The following is a 21337-nucleotide window of genomic DNA, read 5'->3' as shown; positions in this document are numbered from 1 at the left end:
CGTGCTCAGTCCTCGGACGGCAACACGATGACGGTGGCGCTGCGCTGCGCGTCGGTAACGATGCGAATGGCCAGCCCTGGGTGGATCACGTAGTGCGACTCCAGCGAAGCACCTGATTGAAGCGCGGTGCTGTTGGCCTGCCATTGCTGGACGTTGACGTCTCCCCAGTCGCCACGGGTGTGGCGCCTGAAGTACGGGATCGGGTCGAGCCGACCTGCGCGGACCAGGTGGTCAACGGCTCTGCTGAAGATAAGCGCCCCGATGGGGAACGCCAGCCTCTGGCAGTAGGTTTCGATGCGATGTGATGCCATGGGCTCCTCCTTGAAAGGTTATTGAGCCACGACACCCCTGGCGGAGTGAAGTGGCTCCGTCAGGTGGATGGGATGACGAGGCGGTGCCTTCAGATCAGGTCGCGCTCTTCGGGAAGCTGGACCACCGTGGTCTGGTGGTCTTCGCTGGTCTTCACGATCAACACCAGTTCCGGCGTGATCCGGTACTGGGAGATCATCAGGTTGTCCTGATCGAGTGCGACATCGTTGGCCTGGCGGGTGGCCTCGTCGATCTCGCCCCAGTCGCCGCGCACGTGGCGCTGCACATAGGACAAGGGGTCGATGAGACCTCGGCGGGCCAGCCAATGCACCTTCTCGCTCAACTGCAACGAGGCCGGTGCGAACAAGGGTTGCTTGTGCGGCGCGGGCCGCTTGAACGGATTGGGGAACATGGTGTTTCTCCTTCGATGAAGTGCAGCGGGACGTCGGGCGTCCGGTGGATCAGCGGATGGTCAGCACCTCGCCCCGTGTCGGGGAGCCAGGCGTCATGTCCCATGCGCGGATGACGGGCACGAACTTGTCGGTGAGGATGCGGGTCTCGGCGATGGAGCCGTCTTCCCGTTCGGTGAATTCCCGCTGGAGCGTCTTGTCCTTGTGGGTGTCACCTTTGACGACGAGCACGCGCCCGGTCTTGGAGCGCACAACCCCCGAGATCGCGCCCGCGGCCAGAGCCAGGGCGAGATGCCAGTGGGACAAGGCCCGCGCCGGTGGACGCAGCGACTGCTGCGCGGCCCCCAGGTGCGTGTCCAGCGACGGCCAGAGGCCTTGCAGCCTGCCGACTTCATCGGCGAACTGCTCGGGCTCCATCGTCACGCGGAAGAAATACTCCGGCTCGGCCGGACTGGCGGGGACGATGTACGGCAGGAACGGCCAATCGCTCGGCAGTTCCTCGGGTTCGACTTCGCCAAGCCCAATCTGCAGCAGCAGATTGCGCACGGCCTTGCCCGAATCCGACGCCAGCTCGCGCTGGCGCACCCGGCGTCCGAAGATCACCACCTGCTTGAACTGCGTCTCCACCGCTCGGTAGATGCGCAGGTCCGTGTAGTGGCGTGTCAGCCAGCCGACCAGTTCCGCGTCGAGCACGTAGCCGGGGACGATGAAGACCAGAACGCCGCCGTATTGCAGCAACGACAGACTGCGCTGATAGAACAGCTTTTCGAGGCGGGCACGTCCCTGACCTTGGTAGCCGATGTTGCCGTTGACGTCCTTGGACAGGTCGCCATACGGCGGGTTGAGCCAGAGCAGCCCGAACGACTGCTTGGAGACCATCGTGTCCATCAGGTCCGCGTGCAGGCAGTGATCGACCAGGCCGCGGGCATGGCGTGCCCGCTCCGCGTCGAACTCGACGGCGAACGCCTTGGCCTGCTCGCGCCCGAGGGCATGGGCGGCTTCGGCGATCGCCACGCCTTCGCCGGCGCAGGGATCGAGGATGCACATCGGCCCGTCGCTGGGCATCAGTGCGTTGAGGGCTCTTTCGAGCGTGGGTTCGTCGGTCGGGTAGTAACCGTTCTTGGCGAAATTGCGGGCGAGCCGCGGGAACATGAGGGCCATGGAAGTCTCCTGGTTGGCGGGAAGGAATGGCGGAAGCACGCCAAGGCGTGCCTCCGAGGGTGGGTCAAGCCGCTACCGCTTCCGGCGTCCAGATCTTGGCCGGATAGGGATAGGCGGTGAGCACGTCACTGCGGATCAGGGAACCCAGCGCCAGGGTCAGCGCCGGCACGTCGATGGCGAGCCGATGGCCTTCCAGTGGCCCGAGGGCGAACGGAAGGCGGGCCAGCATCTCGCGGGTTTGCAGCAGTTCCAGCACGGTCTCGCGCCAGTGGTCGAGCAGCGGCAACGGGCAGGTGTCCCGCACCAGCATCCACAGGCGGTCAAGCCGGTGGGCGCTATCGCGTGGCAGCAATGCCAGCGCGCTGGCGTTGGCCTTGTCGGGCTTGACGCAGCGCCGGTCGAACAGCCACACGTTGGAGAGCGATCCGAACAGCGTTCGCCGGTAGGCGCGCGTGATGCGCTTTTCCAGTCGATCGACGTTGCCGATGAACACCGGGACGCTGCCGCCCTGGTTGGTGATGACGTGGAACTGGTCCAGTCCTTGCTCGTCGCGCCCGAGGGTCAGGCGAGCGAGGAACTGCTGGACGGCGGTGTCGCGTGCCCAGATGGACAGGAAGATCAGGTTGCCCTGGTCATCGCCGACGCAGGCGTCGGCCATCACGTCCGGGCATTCGTCGATGCGGTACAGCGTGGAAGAAGTGTTTGCGGGCATGGTGGTGTCCTCGGATGAACGGGAACAGCACCGCCCCCCTGGGGCAAGTACTGCCCCAGGGGGTGGGAGAAAGTCGCTCAGTCCGGCTCGAACTGCCGGGTGTGCGGATTGAAGTGAAGCGCCTCGTCCACCGCGGTGATCGGCGTGAAGCCGTCCAGGTAGATGTTGTTGAGGTACTGGTCGCGGTAGGTCAGTGCCTGCCGTGCCTGCTCCTCGGTGAGGCCGTTGTCGATGAAGTACCCCAGCATTTCCTCGTCGGAGGAAACTTCGTCGTTGGACAAACTGCCTTCAACGAGTTTCAACAGCGAGGCGGGGAGCGCAGCCAGGATCGGGTCCATGTCGGTTCCTCCTGGCTCCGGCCAACAGCGCCGCGGCGGGTGCCGTGGATGCCGTGGGGGTGCGCCGCCGCGCGTGGTAGGCGCGAACGCCTGCACGCCAGTCGGCGGACTGCTCCGGCGCCATGTCGAGGTAGCTCAACGGGCACGAGTAGTAGTACGGGTGCATGGACTCGTCCAGCGGCTTGTAGCCCCACTGGTTGCCGCTGCGTTCCAGCAGATCGCAACGGATGTAGCGCAGGGACTGGCCCGGTGCGAGATCACGATGCACGCCTTCGGCCCTGGCCGTCACTTCCGCGACGGACCAGAGGACGTTGCCGCGCAGCGCGTGGGCGATGACCTTGACGCTGGCGCGCTCGGTCACTTGCGGTGCGATCAGTTCCGCGATCAATTCAGACCGCGATTGGGGGGAGAAATACCAGCCCATGAGAGGCCTCCTGAAGAATGGAGCCGGAAGCCTCCCCGTGGGGGAGAACCCCCAGCGGGTGATGGAATGCCGCGTGTGCGACGAAGGAACCTATGCTTTGCCCTCAGTCCCAGTCGTCATCGTCGCGATCACAACCGGCCGGGCAGTAGCCGAACTCGATCCCATGCGAGCAGTAGCCATGCTCCGCATTCCAGTCCTGGGTTTCCTGCCGTTCGGCCGGTGTTGCGTAGTCCCATTCCTGTGCGATCTTCAGCGCCTGTGCGCGCTGTTCTTCCGGCAATCGACCGAGTTGCGCGTCGATCGCCGAACTGAAGCGTTCGACGTAGTAGTCGTGAGACAGTCCGCAACCCTTGGTGGCTTGTGCGGCTGCCGTCTCGCAGAGAGCCCGCCACGCGGGTTCATCCAGCGCGGAGCGGGGGATATCGCAAGCGATGGTGGACATGATGAAGACCTCCAGAAGATGGCCAGGGCCTCCCCCGCATGGGGAAGGAACCCCGGCGGGTGGATGAAGAACACCGCGCATGCGGCGTCTACGATCACGCAGGTTGCAGTTCGGCCTGGCGGCTCCACTCCTGCGTCTTGAAGTCCAGCGCGTAGCCCAGCTCGCCCAGGCGGGCGATCTGTGCACGCAAAGCGCGGCGGTCGATGGTCGAATCCAGTTTCACGGACTCGCCCAGCGGCCACAGCAGGCCGAAGAGCGCGGGGTCACCGTCTTGGGTGCTGCCGGGGGCAGCAGCCTCAGCAGGTGGCGGCGCATCCACGCCAAAGGGCGTGGTATCGACCATCGGGTCCGCGGACGCCTGCACGGGTGCGGGCTTGGCGGGCCTGGACGCTTTGGTCGGCTTGGCCGGCGTTGTCGCAGGCTGCGCCCCTTGCTCTTCATCGAGCGGATCGACGTCCTGGGTGGCGAAGCTGCGGGCTTCGTCGCGGCTGAGTTTGTCGATGCCGTTGAGCGTCATGCCGTCGAGGCTGGCACGGATCTCGAACCGCATGCCGCCGCCGACCGGATAGGACTTCGGGAAGATGTACCTGATGATGAATTCCCCGTCGTACTTGCCTTCGGGGTACTGCTCCAGCTCCGGGTCTTTGACCTCGAAAGTACCGAGGTGCGTGGCGAGGCGGCCAACCGTGAACGGGCCGTTCTTGCCGCGGATGGTACGCAGCGTGAGCTGGCCGGGGACGACGATGGGCGCAACCGATTTCTCGGAAGCCGATGGGGTTGCCATGATGGTTCTCCTGATGATGAATGACGGGCCGCCGACGGCACCCGGTGGATGAGAGGAAATGGCCTCGCCCGAGGTGGGCGAGGTCCGCGTGGCATCACGCCTTGAGCTGGCGCATGCCTTCGGCCAGCAGCCACAACGCCCGGTTCAGGCGCAGGTTCTGGTCGATGCCTTGCACCGGACGGGTGCGCTGATTGCGGCCGTTGGCCGTGCGTCCGTTCAGGCCCCCTTTGACGAGGTTCTCCTGGACGCGGTTGAAGACGGCCCACAAGTCGTTCTTGCGGTCGTCCCATCGCCGGGGTGCCAGCAGTTGGCTCTCCGTGACAGGCGTGGACTTGGCTGGATCGTCGTACTTGAGTGCGAGCGCGGAGTTTGCAAAGACCTCCGCTTCGCCCTCATCGAGGGTGATGGTGCGCATCGCATCGCGCGCGTTCTGCACGCGCTCGAAGCCTTCGAGGACTCCGTAGGCACCTTCGATCACCTGGCTGGCCACGTCGCCCTTGTGGGGAACGCGGATGTCGGCGGTGGTGTCACCGCAAACCAGGCCGTTGTGGCAGACGAACCGGAACATGCCGGCGAGCATCTGATAGCTGCTCGTGCCGTCGTGGCTGTTGAGCAGGATGATCTCGTTCGCCTCGTCGCCGTTGATCTGGCTCGCATGGCGAAGTCGGATGAGGTGCTTCGTATACTCGCGCCGGTCTTCGTTGCGCACGCGTGTCTGGCACACCATGAAGGGCTCGAAGCCCTCCTGGCGCAGCTTGGTCAGCACGGTCGAGGTCGGTATGTAGGCATACCGATCGGACCGGCTCCCATGCGGAGCGTCGGCGAAGATCGACGGAACGACGGCACGAATGCGGTCGTCCGAGAGTGGACGATCGGAGCGCAGGATCGGGGATTGCGGAGCAAAACGGGATGCCAGAGACATGGCTGATCTCCTTTGAGAAATGCGGTAACCGCGCGGCGGTGAGACCACGCGGAACTCGGGGGATGAAATGCGCAAGCGCGCGTCATGGGGACGCGGCGGATGCGGGAAGAGAAGCGACAAGGCCCCGTGAGGGGCCATGCCGTATCAGAACGAAGCAGCCAATGCCGGCTCCTGCTCCTCGACTTGCGCCTCGGGCTCGCGCTCGGCGGGCTCGGTGGCCGTGTCGATGGCGTCGTCGGCTTCGGACGCGGATGCGTCTTCGGCCGGCGGCGCCTCGGGTTGCGCCTGGCTCGTCGGATAGACCTGGGTGCCGTCGATCTTGATCAGACCGATGTGGACCAGCGTCGATTCCAGGCTTGCGGCCGGTTCCCCGGCGTGCTCGCCCTTGGTGCGGATGTACGGATCGATCTTCATGTCGTTCAGACGGAAGGCGATCAGCACCTTGCGGTCACCCTCGATGGCCTGAACGCACCGGCGAACCAGATGCTCGGCTTCCGGGGTGGCGACGATGGTGTCGAAGTACCGATACTCCGGTTCATCGACAGGCCCGGCCAGTGCTGCGACGGTGCAAGAGAGGAACGAGTCGCCAGCCTTTGGGGTGACGTCCTTCACACGATTGAGATAGCCGATGCCGCGGGTGATCAGCTCGTGCTGCTCGATCGAAGCCAGTTCGGCCCGGTCGATCAGTTCGGCCTTGAGCAGTCGCGCCTTGAGGGACGCGGCGGCCTGACCCTTCTGCTCACCCTTGTCGCGGATGTACGCATCGCCCCACAGGTCACCGAGGCGAAATCGCACCAGCGGGCGCTGCTTGGGATCGTCAACGCCGATGTAGCGCTGAACGAGCTTCTTGGCCTCGGCACCCGAGACCTTGACGTCGAAGTAGCGGTAGCTGGGGTCCCGGGCGGGGCCGACCAGCGCGGCGATGGTGCAAGCAAGGAAAGGCTGCGCACGGCGGCCGCCCCGGACGGGCACTTCACGGACACGCTGGACGTAGCCGATGCCCGAGGTGTGGAGGTCGAAATACGATTTCTCGTTGGACGTGGTGTTCATGGTGAATCTCCATTGGGATGAAGCGGAGACACACCGGCCCACGCATGCGGGGAAGGTGCGTAACCCCGCGGTGGGTTGATAAGGCGAAAGCATCCGCCACCAGAGGCTGGTGGCCGCTCGCGGATGGATGCGGTGCGAGCTGGCTCGGTCACGCAGTGGGAACTGCGCCGCAACCTCGAAGACCGATGGTTGCCTGGCATGTCGCTGACAACGTCAGCAGGCATGGGGTCAGCATGGCCGGGCCTCGCGCGCGCGGCAGCAATCAATCGGCATCCGGGTGCTTCCCTTTGTCCGCGCCGCCCGGCGCCTGCCACAGGCATTTGGGGCGGCGCAGGTGCTCGGGGTATCGGCGAGGGGGAGGCTGGGACGGCTCCAGGCGCCGCCGCCGCGCGCGCCAATCAGCCGCCAGCCGGCGGCGCGCGGGCTGGCGCCGCCTTCGTCGGGTAAGGTGTAGGTGATCAGGCGGATGTAGCCCAGCGACTTTGCCGCCTGCCAGGCCGCGCCGTATAGCTTGCTGCAGGCGTTGGGTGTGCTGTCGGTGCACAGCCGTGTGACTTCCCGCGTCCAGCCATCGTCCAGGTGCCGCGCGACCGGCCGGCCGACGATGGCCACGCCGCGGATCAGGTCGCTGTCGACCAGCGTGACGGCCAGGGCGAACTTCGCAGCCTGGACCGGACGGTGATGGTGTGCCAGCACGAAGACGTTGGCCGTGCGCAGCGACACCGGCAGCAGGTGCAGCCTCGGCGAGGTCGATGATGTGTTCATGCGGTCGTCTCCGGTGGCATGCCGGCGCTGTGGCCCGCGGGGCGTGCCTTGGCGGCTGGAGACGAACGCGCATGCGCGGCGATGGCCGCGGTGCGAACAAAAGAAAGCCCCCGGTGCGGGGGCTGCGAGGGCTGCGCGGCGGTTGCCGCTTCAGGCGGGAGGCACCACGGCCAAGGACAGGTGCGTGGCGGTGGCGGACAGCACGAGATCGTCCGCCGAGTGCAGGAGGCGCGTGAACAGGCCGTCCTTCGGGTCGAAATACTCCGCAAAATCGTCGCCACCCAGCTCGCGGCCGGCGAGGTGCCACCAGTCATCGAACGGGTCGGTGTCCGGGTTGCAGCCGACGGCGTAGGCGAGCAGTTGCTGGCGTCCATCCGGGCGACGCTCCCCACGCTCGGCGAGGAAGTACACGCCCTGGTCCTTGACCAGGACGATGCGGCACTGATTGGCGATGGCTTCGGTCAGCACGGGGCGCAGGTCGGCGCCTTTGAATCGCAGTGACATGGATGAAATCTCCTGTGTTAAAAAAAGAGAAAGGCCCTCCACCCGATGGGATGAAGGGCCTGTAGGTCACGCGGCCGGAATGGCTGGAACGCCGTGGCGGGTGCCTCGGGTCAGCCGAGGGGCGTCATGCCGGGACGGCTTGGCGCTTACGGGCCGCCTTCGCGTCGAGGATGCTCACGTCGATCTGGCGCCAGCGCCCGTCGTCGATGAGCCGCTCCAGCACTTCGCCGAGCATGTCGAAATACACCTCGTCGTGCCGATCGACCAGTTCGACCGATTCACCGTTCTGACGGTGCAGTTCCACCACGTAGGTGTCTCCGCCGCGGTCGTAGAGGATCGTCACCCGGCCCTCGAACTTCGCGGTCGAGACCGTGAAGCTGATCGCCGGCGGGGTCTCGATGATCTTGGAGGGCGTGGGATCGACCCAGGTGAAGTCGCGGGCACCGGCATCCACCAGCATGTGGGTGATGCGCCGGAAGCGATCGGGGGCCGGCATCTCTTCCAACTGCTCGATGAGCTGGCCCAACTCCATGCACTGCGGCGTGGGAATGGGCAGCTTGGCCGGCGCCGAGCCGAGGATGTGCCTCGTGATGGTGTACGGCGTGCCGTCCGAAGTCTTCTCGGTGATGACCTCCGGCGTGTCCGCGCGCAGTCCGTCGAAGCGACGACGGGCATAGGGTTGGACATGCACCTTGGCGCCTTCGGCAGGAACCGTGGTCACCAGGCTGGGATCGAGCACCGCGAACTCGGAAGGCTTGAGCTTGACGACGATGGCATCGTCGGTCGCAGCGACCACCTTGCCGTCGAAGGGTTGGGGGTCGATGGCAAAGCCCAGCGTTGAGGACAGCGGCTGATCATCGAACACGCGGTACTTGAACGATCGCACGTTACGGGGCACATGGCCTGCGACCAGCGAAGGCATCATGGATTTGATGAGGGAACGGTCCATGGGGAAACTCCTTGAGAAATAACAAGGGATTCCCCGCCCGCAAGGGAGAGGTCCCTTGTGGGTGGCGTGGATGGACGCGGTAGGTCCGTAGGAAGAAACGACCAGCACGGTTTCCCGTGCTTGCAGCCTCGAAGGTCTCGACTGCCTGGGCATGTGTCGGCAGCGCCGACGGACATGGGGTAAGCATGGCCCCGGGGTGGTCGGCCTGCCCGCAGGAAACGGCACCGCAACATGCCCGCATTCCTGTGCTGCGTACAAGAAAAAGCCCCTCGAAAGGGGCCGGAGGGGTCAGGCTTGGTACACGAAGTAGTGCTCGCGCTGACGCGGAAAGAACACGTGCTTCCACGTGTCCCCGCTTGTGTTGCCACCGTCGAAGATGACCATTTCGTAGTCGTCCACGTCGGTGTCCATCAGGTCGGCGCTGGCGATATGGCGCATGTGCAGCATGCCGCTCATGCGCTCGACTACCAGGATCTGGCCGATGGCATCGTCCTGGCTCATGGCATTGAAGCAGGCTCCAAGCTGGTGCTCGAAGTCCGATACGGGCGAGATGAGATCGGGGAACATGGGATCGCTCCTATGAAAGTGAACCGGCCCGGCTCCCTGGCGGGAGACGGGCCGGCATGCGGTGAGGAAAAGGTAGGCTGGGGATGTGTCTGGCAGTTATTCGCCGGCCAACGGCAGGCCCGGCAACACGGGTGCGTCGGCATCGAGAATGAGGATGCGCACATCGGCCTGGCCGGCCAGTGCAAGGATCTGTGCCAGGTCGTCCGGCATGCCCTTGCTGCAGTGCTCCTGCCGAAGCTGCTCGGCGGAGATCTCCTCGACGTCCTGCAGGTGCTGGCCCGTCCAGGGCGTGGAAATCAGCTTGACGCCGATCGCCGGGCTGTAGGGAACCCGGAACGCAATGAACAAAAAGGCTTCCGGCGTCGCGAGGTCAGCCAGGTTGGCCAGGTACTGGCCGGTTTCGTGGCTGATGTGCGCGCTGCTGATTTCCCAGCACCGGCTGTAGTAGCCGGTCTCGAAGCTCAACCGCTGCACGACTTCCCGTGCGGCCTCGGCCGAATAAGTGTCGCCAATGTGGACGGGGCGGCCGTCGAAGTCGTCGCCGTGGATCGCGTACACCACGGCACCCACCACGCCGTAGGCGCCTTCACCGGCATCGCGTTCGGCCAGCACCTCGGCACTCACGGAGTCTGGGCCATTGCTGACTACGGCGAAATCGCTGGTGACGATGCAGGATGCTGAAACCAGCTCCTCATCGGAGAGGTGTTCTTGGCTCTGGTGGATGTTTCGCCAGACATGCGGGCTTCCGTCCTCGTGGCTGATGGACAGCGTGCGGACGATTTTCAGATTCCAGTAGCCGCGTAGAAAGGGATTGGGATTCTGGGACATGGGATTTCTCCAACAGAATAATGATGGAGCCAATCCCCGCCACCGGGAATTGACCCCGGTGGGTGGAAAGAAAGGAAACAGCGTCAGGTGACGCTGATCGTTGGCGTTTGGGCCAATCGCTCGGCGACGCGTCGGCGCAAATTCATGCGGAATGGCTCGTCGCTGACGCCCGCCAGCAGATTGATGGTCTCCAGCGCAATCAGGGCCGAGGCCTCTTCGATGTCGGCGGCCACAATGGCCTTGCGCAGTTGGTCGCCGAGCTGGAGGGCCTGCGAGGAGGAACTGATGACGCGGACCTCGCGGCTCAGGTAGCAGCCGTTGCCGCCGAACTCGAACAGCCGCGGCTTGCTGCAATACCAGCATCCCTCGAACTGGATGGCGGTCAGGTGGTGGCCGTCATCGAATCGGGTGGCGATCAGAAACAATGCGTCGAGATCGGCGGTGTCCTCGAACGAATGACGCTCGATCAAGTTCCCCAGCTCTTCGTCCTCATCGGCACCGAAGTGCACGGCGAGCAGTTCGAGCAGCGGCGGGATCGAAAGCCCTTCGTCGTCCGGCATCGGAATGCCGAGTTGCGTGGCCAGGTCTTCCAGGCCATCGAGCACGTCCGGCCATTGCGGATTGGTGGTCTCGGCGATCTGGGCGATGTAGGCCTGCCCGTTGCCGGGATGGCTCTCGTCCAGCGCGAAGGCGCCGAACAGCGCCTGGATGACGGGCGTCACACGGTCGAGCACGAGAACGCCGGTGGCTTCGTAGTAATTGTTGGCCATGAAGGCTCCTTTCGATGAATGAACGGAGCCAGCCCTTGCGGACGATGGCATCCGCAGGGGAACCGCCTGATGCCGGATGGCACTGGGCGGGGAGAAACGCGAGGGACATGGCCTCGGGCGAGGCGCATGTCCCTCATGGGGTCGCGTGAACGCAGTGATGAAGGTGTGCCGGGGACCGGCTCACCAACCGCTGTAGTTCAGCAGCAGGTCGGCGATCACCTGGCGACGAGGCAGATCGAGGCCGTCGAAGTCCGACAACCCGTTGAAGTGGCAGCGCTTGAGCATGGCACCGCCCTCGCGCGCGTTGTAGAAGCTGACCATCGCGGACAGGAACATGCGTTCCCCGCTGCTCAGGACGCCGAGGGCGTCGTTGAGGCGCAGCATGTCGGGGCGCAGATCCCACTTGCTCTTGGCCTGGTTCAGACCTTCACGGGTGCCATCGCCAAACCATTGCGGGCCGGCGATCTCGACACCACGCTTCCATGCCTCGAAAAAGGCTTGGGGCGCGGCGCTGAAATGCCGTTCTTCCCGAACGATCTGATCGACGACTTCCTGCGGCAGTAGCTGGTTCATGACGTGATTCCTCCAGTTGGATCAGGGAACGGCGAGCTGGGACCAGCCGCCTCTTTCGAGGGCACGTTGAGCCGCGGCATGGCTGCGGAAGTACTCACGAGATTCCCGCGAAACGGGACCTTCGGTATCGCGCGTGCCGATGTAGTGGCCGGCGGCGCTGTGCAGGACTTCGAGCGGCAGGAACTTGCCGCAGTAGGTCAAGGCCAATTGACCGAATCGGCCGAAAGAGGCTTGCTGGGACATGGATGGGCTCCTTGGAAAAGCGGGGCCCTGTCCCTCACGGGATGGCAGCTCCCGCACGCGGTTGAAAAAAAGCATCAGCGTCTTGGCGACGTGCGTCCGCGCAATGGATGCGATGCGGACTGGTGGGTTGCGCGGGGAGAACCCCGCGGCAGCCTGAAACCCTGGCTGCTGGCATGTGCTGACGAATCAGCGAGCATGCGGGCAGCTTCGTGGGGGGGGCGCGCCACGTCAGTTGGAAATCGGCATCTGGTCCAGCCCCGATTGATGTACGCAGAGACAAAGAAAAGCCCCGCAGCAAGTGCGGGGCGGTCATGACGGTGCGGTGAGGCTGGATCAGCGGGGCTTGTCGCCCAGGACATGCTGCTTCCAGATGGCGAATGCCTCGTCCGCTGGCAGCTCGGCCAGGATGACGATGGGCTGGTCCTGTCGGCTGCGCAGCTTTGCGAAATACGCTGCGCGGTCGGCAATGGCCTTGAGCTTGATGCCCTTGAGGAACAGCAGCCTGCCGTCCTTGATGAACAGCACCTTGTTGCCGATGTCGCGGTTGAACGCGGTGCGCAGCTTGCGCTCCGCGTGCATGGCATCGGCCAATTGGTCCACTAGGAAGTCGAGCGTCATGTCGATGAGAAGCGGCTCGTCGTCTTCGCGTTCGACGTCGAGCGATGCCGGCGGCAGGCTCTTGGCGAATTCCTCGGCCTGGGCCAGCAGCGCGGCCTGGCCTTGCAACGCGCGCACGAACGTCGAGCCGCCGTGTCCGTCGTTGCGGGCTTCGGCGATGGGCCTGCCGTCGAACATGACGGTGGCGGTGAAGCACAGCGTTTCCTCGCTCGCGAAATCCGCGACCTTGAGGTTCTTGAGGGTGATGCGGTCTTGTCGGGTGATGGTGTCCATGGGAAGTCCTGATATCGACCGGGTTGACGACACGCCCCTGACGGGACGCGGCATACATCCCGTGGGTTGGAGGAAGGTGGCATCGATGCCCGGTGGGCAGCGTTCGCCGGAGAGATGCCGGGGCGAACTGGCGGGTGGCGTGGGCGGAACCCACGGCAGTCTGGACACCCTGGCTGCTGGCTGTTGCCGATGCGTCGGCAATGCAGGAGGGAGGATCGCGCGACCCGCCGGCCGCGTCTTGCATCAATCCGAAGCGATCGATCCCGTCTTGTGCAGGTACTGCACCAGCCGGCGTCCCCAGCCACGCGACGCACAGCACGGCCATGGAATTGCCGATCGCCTTGCAGTTCGGTGCATCGGCGGTGCGTAGTGAGGCGGATTGCAATGTTGGCGGTCATGTGGGTCTCCCGTTCGTGTGGCGCAGGGCCATCGCCCTGGCCGGGGCGTTGAAAGGCAGGAGAAAGGCGCCGAAGGCCCCAGGGGCCTTCGGCTCGGGAGGAAAGAAGAACCACCCGTGGGCTGATTGGCAGGCCCGGTCGTCGCTAGAACCGTCTGCTCATCCAGCAATCACACCCGGCCCATGTCGTGGCTGGGGCCGGCATCGTCTGGCGCACATCCGCGCACAAAGGGAGCCCGTTTTTGCGCCGGCGGGCACCGGCACCGAATACCGCTGACCGCGAAGGGTCTCCGGATGGCTCGCACAGGCAAGCCATCGGGGGACCCTTCGCAGCGGCGGAAGGAATGCAGACGAGGAGAACGCGCGGGGTGCGGTTCGCGGAGAAGCCACCTTCAGGTCCCGCGGCCGGGGCCGGCCGGACGGGACGCGCACACGGAGCAAGAAGGCGTTGCGCGCTGGGGCGTCCCGCAGGGCATGCGGGACACGGGCCACGCCGCCGATGGCGGGCATGGCTCACGGGGAACGGGGGCGGTCAGGCGCCTTTGCGGCCACCGCCACTGGTACGGCGTGGACGCGAGGCACCACGCCTGGACGTGCCGGTTGCCACCGGCAGCGTGCCTTTGCAGTCGGGGTAGCGACTGCACGACCAGAACGGGCCGCTCTTGCCGGTTCGCTGGCGCGTGGGTGCGCCGCACTGCGGACAAGCCGGTCCTTGGGGAACCTTGATGGACAGGGACGTGCTGCCGTATTGCGCGATCAACTGCGAAATCCAGGCGGCCTGCTTGCCGATGAACACATCCAGGGTGAGTTGTCCGCCCTCGATCATGTCCAGCGCCTGTTCCCAGACGGCGGTGGTGCCGGGGTCGGCAATCGCCGCGGGCACGGCGTCGATCAGCGTGAACGCCGCATCCGATGCGCGGATGGAGCGCCCCTTCTTCACGATATAGCCGCGGGCGATCAGCCCGCTGATGATGTTGGCCCGCGTCGCCTCGGTGCCGATGCCCGTCGTGTCCTTGAGCTTCTGCTTCAGGCGCGGGTCGGTCACGAAACGCGCAACGCCCTTCATCGCCTTGACCAGTTCGCCCTGGGTATAGGGCTTGGGCGGCATCGTCTTGAGGGCCTTGATGTCGGCCCCGGCGACCTGGCATGCCATCCCGTCACGCAGCGCAGGCAGCACCTGGGTGCGCACGGGGGCGTCGCCATCCTCATCGGCGCTGCCTTCACGTTCGGACTCGGCCAGCACCAGGCGCCAGCCGCGGGCGACGACCTGCTTGCCCGTAGCCACCAGCTTCTGCTGGCCGCAGGAGAGATCCGCCACGGTGCGGTCGAACTCGTGGTGCGGGAGGAACTGGGCCAGGTAATGTGCCCGGATCAGCCGGTACAACGCCCGTTCCTTCTCGCTCATGGCGGAGAGATTCGCGGGTTCGAGCGTCGGGATGATGCCGTGGTGCGCCGTCACCTTGCCGTCGTTCCAGGCGCGCGAGCGCTGGGTGCGGTCGAGCTGGCCCATGATCTGGGCCAGCGTGGGATCGGTCTTGAGCAGGCTGTCCAGGACCGTGGGCACTTCGGCGAACATGCTTTCGGGCAGGTAGCCCGAATCCGAGCGCGGGTACGTCGTGGCCTTGTGCGTCTCGTACAGGGCCTGGGCGATCTCCAAGGTTTCCTGCACGTCCAGCCCAAGCTGCTTGGAACAGACTTCCTGCAAGGTGCCCAGGTCGAACAGCAGCGGCGGGCCTTCGCGCACGCGCTCGGTCTCGACCGACACCACCTGGGCACTGCCCGCGGCGCGGATCTGCTGCGCGGCCTGCTGTGCGACGGGCTGCCGCAGGCAGCGGCCGGCGTCGTCGGTGCTGGCATCGGGTGCCACCCACTGCGCGGTGAACGTCTGACCGCCTGCGGACAGCGACACGTCGATGGCCCAGTACGGCACGGACACGAAGGCCGCGATCTCTCGGTCGCGGTCCACCACGAGTTTGAGCGTCGGGGTCTGTACACGCCCGACCGACAGCACGCCATCGTAGCCGGCCTGCCGCCCGAGCACGGTGAACAGCCGGCTGAGGTTCATGCCCACGAGCCAGTCGGCGCGCGAGCGCGCCAGCGCCGAGTAATACATCGGCAGCGTCTCGGCCGAGGGCCGCAGCTTGGCGAGCGCGGTGCGGATGGACGCATCGTTGAGCGCCGACAGCCACAGGCGTTCGATGGGACCGCGGTAGCCGCACAGGTCGATGATCTCGCGTGCGATCAGTTCGCCTTCGCGGTCGGCGTCAGTGGCGATGACAAGCTGGGTCGCCTTCGCCAGAAGCGCTTTGACGACCTTGAATTGCGTGGCGGTCTTCGGCTTGACCTCGACCCGCCACTGCTGGGGAATGATGGGCAGCTGTTCCAGCGACCAGCGCTTGAGCGCCGCGTCATAGACCTCGGGTGCTGCCGCTTCGACGAGATGGCCGATGCACCAGGTGACCGTGACACCGGAGCCGTTGAGGCAGCCTTCACCGCGCTGCGTGGCGCCGAGAATCCGGCCGATGTCTTTGCCCTGGGAGGGCTTCTCGCACAGAAACAGCCGCATGTCCGTCCATCCGCTTCCCGTTGTTCATGGAGTTGCTGGGATCGAGGATGCCGAGCGCCTGTTGGGGCAGCAGCAAACAAGCTGCATGCGGCAGCGACCGCTTTCACGCCGATGGAACGGCTTGGGCGGGATGGCGTGCGGCCGGCGGTGTGCGAGCCGGGAGCCGCGATGTTCGGGAGCGCGCGGAAGCCGGTGGACGCTGATGGAGCTATCCCCTGGGGATAGCTCGCGAGGACATGGGGGGCGGCAACGTACTGCGGCCGCCCCCACGCCGGATCACTTCCTGCGCTTGGGCTCCTTCGACGCTGCCGGTTCCTGGGCGGCCTGGGGCTTGGGCTGCGCGTCCTGTGCGGTCTCCTGCGATTTGGGGCTCAGAACGACGGACTCGATGCGGAACGGCAGGATGCCGACGCTGCGCGCGTTGATCTGCCAGGTCTCGCGCGGCTGATCCTCGTTGTCGGTCCAGGGTTCGCGCTCCATGCGGCCGACGACCAGCACGCGCATGCCCTTCTGGTAAAGGTCCTTCCAGTGTGCGGCGTCGCGGTGCCAGATTTCCACCGGCGCCCAGAAGCCGCCGCGGTCCTCGAAGTCACCGCCCTTGGTGGGAACGGGGTTGTCGAAATACACGTTCAGCCGCAACAAGCGCCGCGGTTCGTCGTTGCCGTTGGGGAACTCCCGGTACTCGGGGGGCGAGCCGATGTTGCCTTCGCCCGAAAAATGCGTGCTCATGGTGCAATCTCCTTGGTGGTTGAAATACCCGTGCCATGTCGGCGTCGGGCGCGTGCTGGGGTGCCCGACGCGATCACCGATCGCGCACTCCGGGGGGTATGGACGCGAGCCGGCGCAGGTAGGCGTCTTCCGCCTCGGCGGCCTTGCTGGCGCACTCCTGGGCCTGCCTACCCAGGGTGTGCAACAGGCTGATCTGCATGTTCAGCGTGATGCGCTGCAGCTCGATCGCGTGCAGGTCGGCCAGCAGGTTGACCGGCGTGCTGGTGCTCGCCATCAGCTCCTGCCACAGGGCCACGCCCATGGCCGAGCGGTCGTTCCTGCGCCAGCGCAGGAACGTCGTTCCCGCGCCAGTGGTCTGCTGGGCCAGTTCCACGGGCAGCAGATGGAAGGGATGCCCACCGGCCTGTTGCAGCACTTGTCGCTGCGCCAGGCCGATCAACTCGTCGCGCATGGCGAAGCACTGGCTGGCCCAGGCCTCCAAGTCCCCTTTACCTTTAAAAGGCTTTAAAAGGCCTTTTAGAGAGGCCGCGTGTTCCAGGCGCATGAAGGCTCCCTGTTGCAGGCCCCGGAAGTAGCGGGTCGGCTGGTTCAGATCGCTCATGCGGATTCGTCCTCGCCGGCAGTGGCTGCGCCTTCGGACGGGTCGGCAGCAGCGGCCGCATCACCATCGACGCTGGTAGCGGCTGCGGCAGGATTCTCACCGCGCTGTTGCAGACCACGGCGCACCATGGGTGGCGCAAACGTCGAGCGGCGCGTGCCTTCGAGGACGTCCTGCGGCAACTCGCCGAACTTCTCCAGCGCGACCCGCGCTGCGGCATTCTTCGCCGCGAAATCGTCGCGGGTGCAGCCCGAGTAGCGGTACTGCTGGGCCAGCGAGAACAGGCTGCGCAGCGCGTGCGCGCCCTCGTTGAGCCAGCGCTCCAAAGTGCTGCGGTCGATCAGCGCGGTGTGGTGGGCGAGGATCAGCTTGCGCGCGATGTCGTCGTAGTCGGCCAGGAGATAGACGGCGGCAAAGCCCAACTGCGCATTGACGAACAGCGGCAGCTTGACGGGCTGCACGTTGAGGTTCTCGCCCAGGCTCAATGCCGCAGGCACGCCCGCCAGTGCCTGGTCCACTTGTTTGCGCAAGGTCTGCAGCGTGGTCCTGGTCTGGTCGAGCTTGTCCTCGATGCGCAGCATCCACCAGTCGCTGTAGGGGTCGTCCTGCTCCGAGCCGCGCTTCATCTTATTCATCACCGCGATGTAGCCGTTCAGGCCGACGATGCCGGGTCGCCCTTCGGCGGCGGCGCGGCCGTGCCAGATGCGGGAAGCGTGATGCGTGTGCAGCGTCAGCGACATCGCGCTGCGCAGGGAGCCGAGGTTGAGTTGCAATGGTTCGTTGCTGGTTGCCATGGTGAGCGCTCGCAGTTGGACAGGGAGCCGCCAGCATCCGCATGCAGCGGAAGGCAGTCAGTCAACAAACCGAAATGAGCCGGCCCCCGGTTCTATGCGCGCTGGCGGCGCAGCGCGCAACGGTCCCTTGGAGGCCGGAGCATTCACGTTGGCGCTCCGTGCCTCGGTCGTTGACGGTATGCGTACTGCACCGCACGTCGCGCTGCCGTTCGACACGATCCTTCGCCGCGCAGCCGTCCCCAGGGGACCGTTCCGTTGAGCGCCATGGAGGTCTGCTTCATGGTCTTGCAGGCGCTCTACTCAGGTTTTGCGCAGCATGTCGCGCCGTCGTCCGGCGTTTCACCACACAGCCGTCCCCTGGGGACCGTTTCTGCCGACCGCCAAGGAGGTCTGCTTCATGGCCTTGCCAGGCCCTGCGCTCAGGATTTGCGCAGCAGATCGCGCAGGCGCTCGATGTGCTGCCGGGCCACCGCGGGCGGCACGACGTTGCGCGGCGGCTCGGGCGGTGGCGCTCGCGCCGCCGATGGTGTTGGCGCTGCCGGGCTGGTCTGCTTGGCCCACGCATTGAACTCGCCGCGCATGGCGCGCTGGATGATGCCGAACAGGTACCCGGCGGGGTTGCGGATGCCATGCTTGCCGCACCGTGCGGCCCACTCGTCCAGCACAGCCTGCCGCAGGGCAGCGTCCACTTGCTGCAACGCCATCCTGGCGCCGGCTTGCTGTTCCGCCTTCAGTTCCGCGAAACGCTTGGGCCATTGCAGGTCGCCCAGCGCGCGCGCCTGCGCGGTAGTACGTACTTCATCAATACGACTACTACGTACTGTACGGTCCTGCTTCGGATTCCGAAGAGCGCCGTCTGGCGCGGGTTTCGGCCCTGCTTCGGATTCCGAAGAAGGGCGTTCGCCATTCCGAAGAAGGCTGGCGGGCCCTTCTTCGGAATCGTGGATCGCATCCTCCTGTGGATAACTTGCGGTGGCGGTGATGCCCTGGTCGGCCAGGCGCTCGGCGAGCACTTGCAGCCGCGACGGCAAGGTGCGTCCGGACAACATCGGGTCGTCCGCGATCTCCTGGAGGGTGTTGAGTCCCACCACCTGGACGGCCTTGGCGGAATGCCCCAGCGACTGGCTGACCAGGGCCAGGTAGTCGGCGTCGAGCTGCATGGCCTCGAACAGTGTCAGGGGTTCGTCGTGCAGGACGTAGAGGTTTCCGAGGATGCGGCCGGTCTTGGGGTCGCGCCGTCGTCGCACGAGGCTCAGCCAGCGCGTCAGGCGCAGCAGCGTCAGCGCCCGCGCGACGGTCTCGTGGGAGGCTTGTCCCGCGCAGGGCATGGACGCCAGCCATGGGCGCAACTGCTCATAGGTCGGGAACGTCGTGACGCCGTCGTCGTTGAGCATCAGCCGGAACACCTGCCAGGCGTTGCGCTCCAGCGGTGTCAGGCGGCGGTCGACGAACAGCCGCCGCGGCACGCTCTCGTGCCGATTGCCACTGAATAGGAAGGCGTCGCCGGACGCCGCAGGCGTGGGCACTGCCATGGGCGCTGGCGCGCGGGGATTTGGATTGGGCGTGAGGTCCTTCAGCGCAGCGTCGAACAGGTCGGCGAGTGCGATGGGGCCTTGACGCGGGGCTCGTGGGGCGGTGTCGTCCACGGCCATGGCCTAGTCCAATCCCTGATCGACCCAGTTCCTGATCGCGGCCCAGACCACCGAGAGCGGCAGTGACATGCCCTCGGCCAGGTCCATGGCCGCATCGAGAATCGAGGTCTCATCCTCCAGATCGACGTTCCTGCTGCTGGTCACGGCTTTCCATTGCCGCCAAAGTTCGGTGTCCTGGGTCTCGTCCAGGACGGGGTGGCGCCCCTTGCGCTTGGGCAGGCCGAGGATCTCCCGCCGCAGGGCGACTTCCTGATGGGTCAGGCCATAGAAGCGGCTGACCATCTCCGTGCTGGCCCCCAGCCGCAGCATGCGATCGACCGTGGCGATTTCCTTCTCCACGTCCTGTGCCTGGTTGAGCAGGCGCTGCAGCACTTCGCGGTTGACCGTGACCGAGCACCACGAGACGCTGGCGTTGGCCAGCACGCTGATCAGCGCGGGGTGCTTGAGCGCATCCAGCTCGGCCTCGCCGAAGCCCATGGCCTTGCAGCGGCGCAGTTGGCCGTTGCGAAGGTCATACAGCGCCTGGGCAATCACGGCCTGGTTGAGCGGATGCGATGTGGACATGCGGCCTCCCTCGCTCACGTCCCGGGCGCCGTGGTGCCGGCTTCCAGGTCCAGCAGACGCCGGGCCAGGCGGAGCAGCCGAAATAGCTTGACCAACGCCGTGTCGCTCAAGCGCCTTGTGCAGTCGCCGTGGTGTTGACCCTGGCCGTGCAGCAGTGCTGGCAAGTCGGCGGCGAGCTGCGCGCCATCCACGCCCGCTTCAGCAGTGGGCTGACCCGTCAGAGTGATGAGCAGCGCCAGCACCGCCCGGCCGAGCGGCGATGGTGCATGGGCGGGCGCGCAGCAAACGAAGCCGATGCCATCGGAGCGATCCTCGATGCACTCGTCCAGGGCTGCCTCCCCGGCGATCTCGCGCGCGAACTGCGCGATGTGGATGCGCAGCCGATCGGGCGTGTCCAGGCCGGCGTCGATGTACCAGACGTCGGAGATCGGATAGAGCCCGCCGGCTTGCACCGGGATGGACTGCAGCACGCTCGCCGAGAAGTCGGGCGGCAGCGCATCGCCCAACTGGTCGGCAACCATGCGCTGGATCGACTGCAGCCGTTCGGTCGTCGGTGCCGGCGAGACGATGTGCTCGAGAAGCAGATCGCCTGGTGCGGCCGCGGGGCTTTCCGTTGTCGTCTCTCGGGCCGTATCCTCGCGCAAGGTGGGCTCGGACGCCGGAGGGCTGGCGGGTGGAGGACTGGCCGCCGCTGCAGGCTTGGCGATGGACGATGCTACGCCCGGGGGAGGCGGCGTGCCGGCGGTGGGCGAAGGCAACGCCGGCGGCGCCGCAGGTGGCGTCGGGTCACTGACCAGCGCCCGGTGGCGGCTTTCCGATTCGGTCAGGTCCAGCGCCAACACGTCGTAGCCGATGCCCAGCAGCTCGGACATCTGGCCGATCAGCTCGTCCTGCACGCGCTGCGTCGCGAACTCGTCGCCCTGCGTGTCGAACTGCGCCAGCACCTCCTGAAAGAAGCTGTCGAAGTCCAGCGGCAGCGTGCGGTCCTTGGCATAGTGCTCCCAGGTGCGCTTGCAGGCCGTCCGCATGACCGACAGCCGCTCGACCTGGTGGCGCCCCAGGCCGCCATAGAGCACAGTGGGAATGGCGGGCAGCAGGTAGCGCACCGCGTCGGCCATGCGGGTGATGTGCGACCGCTGGACGGGGAACCCATCGGCCGCCAGGCGGCGGGCCAGTTCCGACTGGCTCAGGGCGGCGCTACTCTCCTGCTCGTAGAACTCGCGTGCTTTCTCGACGCCGAGCGCGCGCTCGATGAACGTGAGGCCACCGCGCAGTTCGTTCTCGGCAAGATGCCCGGTCAGCGCGACGATTTCACCGCGCTCCGGCCATGGCCGAAACAGGCACGATATGCGGAAGAAGCGTTCGTCCTTGGTCTCCGACCAGAGTTCGCGCAGG

Annotated in this window: 25 protein-coding genes and 1 pseudogene; all 26 read right to left on the bottom strand. The window is 65.9% G+C overall.

What is annotated here, in order from left to right:
- Positions 1-5: 5 nt before the first annotated feature.
- Complete coding sequence (locus Q0672_RS17120) at positions 6-311, bottom strand: hypothetical protein (RefSeq protein WP_013520771.1); 306 nt, start codon at positions 309-311, stop codon at positions 6-8.
- A gap of 89 nt (positions 312-400) precedes the next feature.
- On the bottom strand, positions 401-721 hold the full coding sequence (locus Q0672_RS17115; RefSeq protein WP_003050315.1) for a hypothetical protein: 321 nt from the start codon (positions 719-721) through the stop codon (positions 401-403).
- 49 nt (positions 722-770) lie between these two features.
- Entirely contained in the window at positions 771-1919 is a 1149-nt protein-coding gene (locus Q0672_RS17110) for a DUF6094 domain-containing protein (RefSeq protein ID WP_256959041.1), read from the bottom strand.
- A 25-nt stretch (positions 1920-1944) separates the two neighbouring features.
- Positions 1945-2592 carry a hypothetical protein gene (locus tag Q0672_RS17105; protein ID WP_054667822.1) on the bottom strand — a complete coding sequence of 216 codons (648 nt, stop codon included), beginning with the start codon at positions 2590-2592 and terminating at the stop codon, positions 1945-1947.
- Between the two features lie 77 nt (positions 2593-2669).
- Positions 2670-2930, bottom strand: a complete 261-nt coding sequence (locus Q0672_RS17100) for a hypothetical protein (protein WP_018715755.1) — start codon at positions 2928-2930, stop codon at positions 2670-2672.
- Positions 2931-2949: 19 nt separating this feature from the next.
- Positions 2950-3354, bottom strand: a pseudogene (locus tag Q0672_RS17095) (hypothetical protein); the annotation flags it as partial.
- Positions 3355-3457: 103 nt separating this feature from the next.
- Positions 3458-3796, bottom strand: a complete 339-nt coding sequence (locus Q0672_RS17090) for a hypothetical protein (protein ID WP_018715757.1) — start codon at positions 3794-3796, stop codon at positions 3458-3460.
- Between the two features lie 94 nt (positions 3797-3890).
- Positions 3891-4580 carry a DUF3275 family protein gene (locus Q0672_RS17085; RefSeq protein WP_003050344.1) on the bottom strand — a complete coding sequence of 230 codons (690 nt, stop codon included), beginning with the start codon at positions 4578-4580 and terminating at the stop codon, positions 3891-3893.
- A 94-nt stretch (positions 4581-4674) separates the two neighbouring features.
- Positions 4675-5502 (bottom strand): DUF932 domain-containing protein, encoded by an 828-nt coding sequence (locus Q0672_RS17080; RefSeq protein WP_003050347.1) that lies wholly within the window; start codon positions 5500-5502, stop codon positions 4675-4677.
- Positions 5503-5646: 144 nt separating this feature from the next.
- Positions 5647-6552, bottom strand: coding sequence for a DUF3577 domain-containing protein (locus tag Q0672_RS17075; protein WP_003050351.1), 906 nt, complete (start codon positions 6550-6552; stop codon positions 5647-5649).
- Between the two features lie 228 nt (positions 6553-6780).
- Entirely contained in the window at positions 6781-7317 is a 537-nt protein-coding gene (locus tag Q0672_RS17070; protein WP_026320720.1) for an XF1762 family protein, read from the bottom strand.
- 150 nt (positions 7318-7467) lie between these two features.
- Complete coding sequence (locus Q0672_RS17065) at positions 7468-7821, bottom strand: DUF3085 domain-containing protein (protein WP_003050357.1); 354 nt, start codon at positions 7819-7821, stop codon at positions 7468-7470.
- Positions 7822-7945: 124 nt separating this feature from the next.
- Complete coding sequence (locus Q0672_RS17060; protein WP_003050359.1) at positions 7946-8770, bottom strand: hypothetical protein; 825 nt, start codon at positions 8768-8770, stop codon at positions 7946-7948.
- 288 nt (positions 8771-9058) lie between these two features.
- On the bottom strand, positions 9059-9337 hold the full coding sequence (locus tag Q0672_RS17055; RefSeq protein WP_003050361.1) for a hypothetical protein: 279 nt from the start codon (positions 9335-9337) through the stop codon (positions 9059-9061).
- Positions 9338-9433: 96 nt separating this feature from the next.
- A complete protein-coding gene (locus Q0672_RS17050) occupies positions 9434-10165 on the bottom strand; it encodes a hypothetical protein (protein ID WP_018715758.1) in 732 nt (243 codons plus the stop codon).
- 83 nt (positions 10166-10248) lie between these two features.
- Entirely contained in the window at positions 10249-10935 is a 687-nt protein-coding gene (locus Q0672_RS17045) for a hypothetical protein (protein WP_003050366.1), read from the bottom strand.
- A gap of 180 nt (positions 10936-11115) precedes the next feature.
- The gene (locus tag Q0672_RS17040; protein WP_003050375.1) at positions 11116-11508 is read right to left on the bottom strand and encodes a hypothetical protein; all 393 of its coding nucleotides are present in this window, start codon (positions 11506-11508) and stop codon (positions 11116-11118) included.
- Positions 11509-11529: 21 nt separating this feature from the next.
- Positions 11530-11751, bottom strand: a complete 222-nt coding sequence (locus Q0672_RS17035) for a hypothetical protein (RefSeq protein WP_003050378.1) — start codon at positions 11749-11751, stop codon at positions 11530-11532.
- A 333-nt stretch (positions 11752-12084) separates the two neighbouring features.
- Positions 12085-12642, bottom strand: coding sequence for a hypothetical protein (locus Q0672_RS17030; RefSeq protein ID WP_003050381.1), 558 nt, complete (start codon positions 12640-12642; stop codon positions 12085-12087).
- A gap of 929 nt (positions 12643-13571) precedes the next feature.
- Complete coding sequence (locus tag Q0672_RS17025) at positions 13572-15605, bottom strand: DNA topoisomerase III (protein WP_018715759.1); 2034 nt, start codon at positions 15603-15605, stop codon at positions 13572-13574.
- Positions 15606-15881: 276 nt separating this feature from the next.
- Positions 15882-16334 (bottom strand): single-stranded DNA-binding protein, encoded by a 453-nt coding sequence (locus Q0672_RS17020; RefSeq protein ID WP_003050391.1) that lies wholly within the window; start codon positions 16332-16334, stop codon positions 15882-15884.
- 73 nt (positions 16335-16407) lie between these two features.
- Complete coding sequence (locus tag Q0672_RS17015; protein ID WP_003050393.1) at positions 16408-16935, bottom strand: DUF3158 family protein; 528 nt, start codon at positions 16933-16935, stop codon at positions 16408-16410.
- A complete protein-coding gene (locus Q0672_RS17010; protein ID WP_003050396.1) occupies positions 16932-17726 on the bottom strand; it encodes a PFL_4669 family integrating conjugative element protein in 795 nt (264 codons plus the stop codon). Before Q0672_RS17010 ends, Q0672_RS17015 begins: the two co-directional genes overlap by 4 nt.
- A gap of 419 nt (positions 17727-18145) precedes the next feature.
- Complete coding sequence (locus Q0672_RS17005; protein ID WP_003050398.1) at positions 18146-19378, bottom strand: STY4528 family pathogenicity island replication protein; 1233 nt, start codon at positions 19376-19378, stop codon at positions 18146-18148.
- A 3-nt stretch (positions 19379-19381) separates the two neighbouring features.
- On the bottom strand, positions 19382-19942 hold the full coding sequence (locus tag Q0672_RS17000; protein WP_003050401.1) for a DUF2857 domain-containing protein: 561 nt from the start codon (positions 19940-19942) through the stop codon (positions 19382-19384).
- 14 nt (positions 19943-19956) lie between these two features.
- The coding region (locus tag Q0672_RS16995) for a ParB family protein (protein WP_298624171.1) at positions 19957-21337 on the bottom strand (1381 nt) is incomplete at its 5' end.

The organism is uncultured Zoogloea sp. (genome assembly GCF_937894855.1).
Taxonomy (GTDB): Bacteria; Pseudomonadota; Gammaproteobacteria; order Burkholderiales; family Rhodocyclaceae; genus Zoogloea; species Zoogloea oryzae.
Note: the sequence above shows the minus strand (reverse complement) of the source record. Positions and strands in the feature narration are given on the sequence as shown.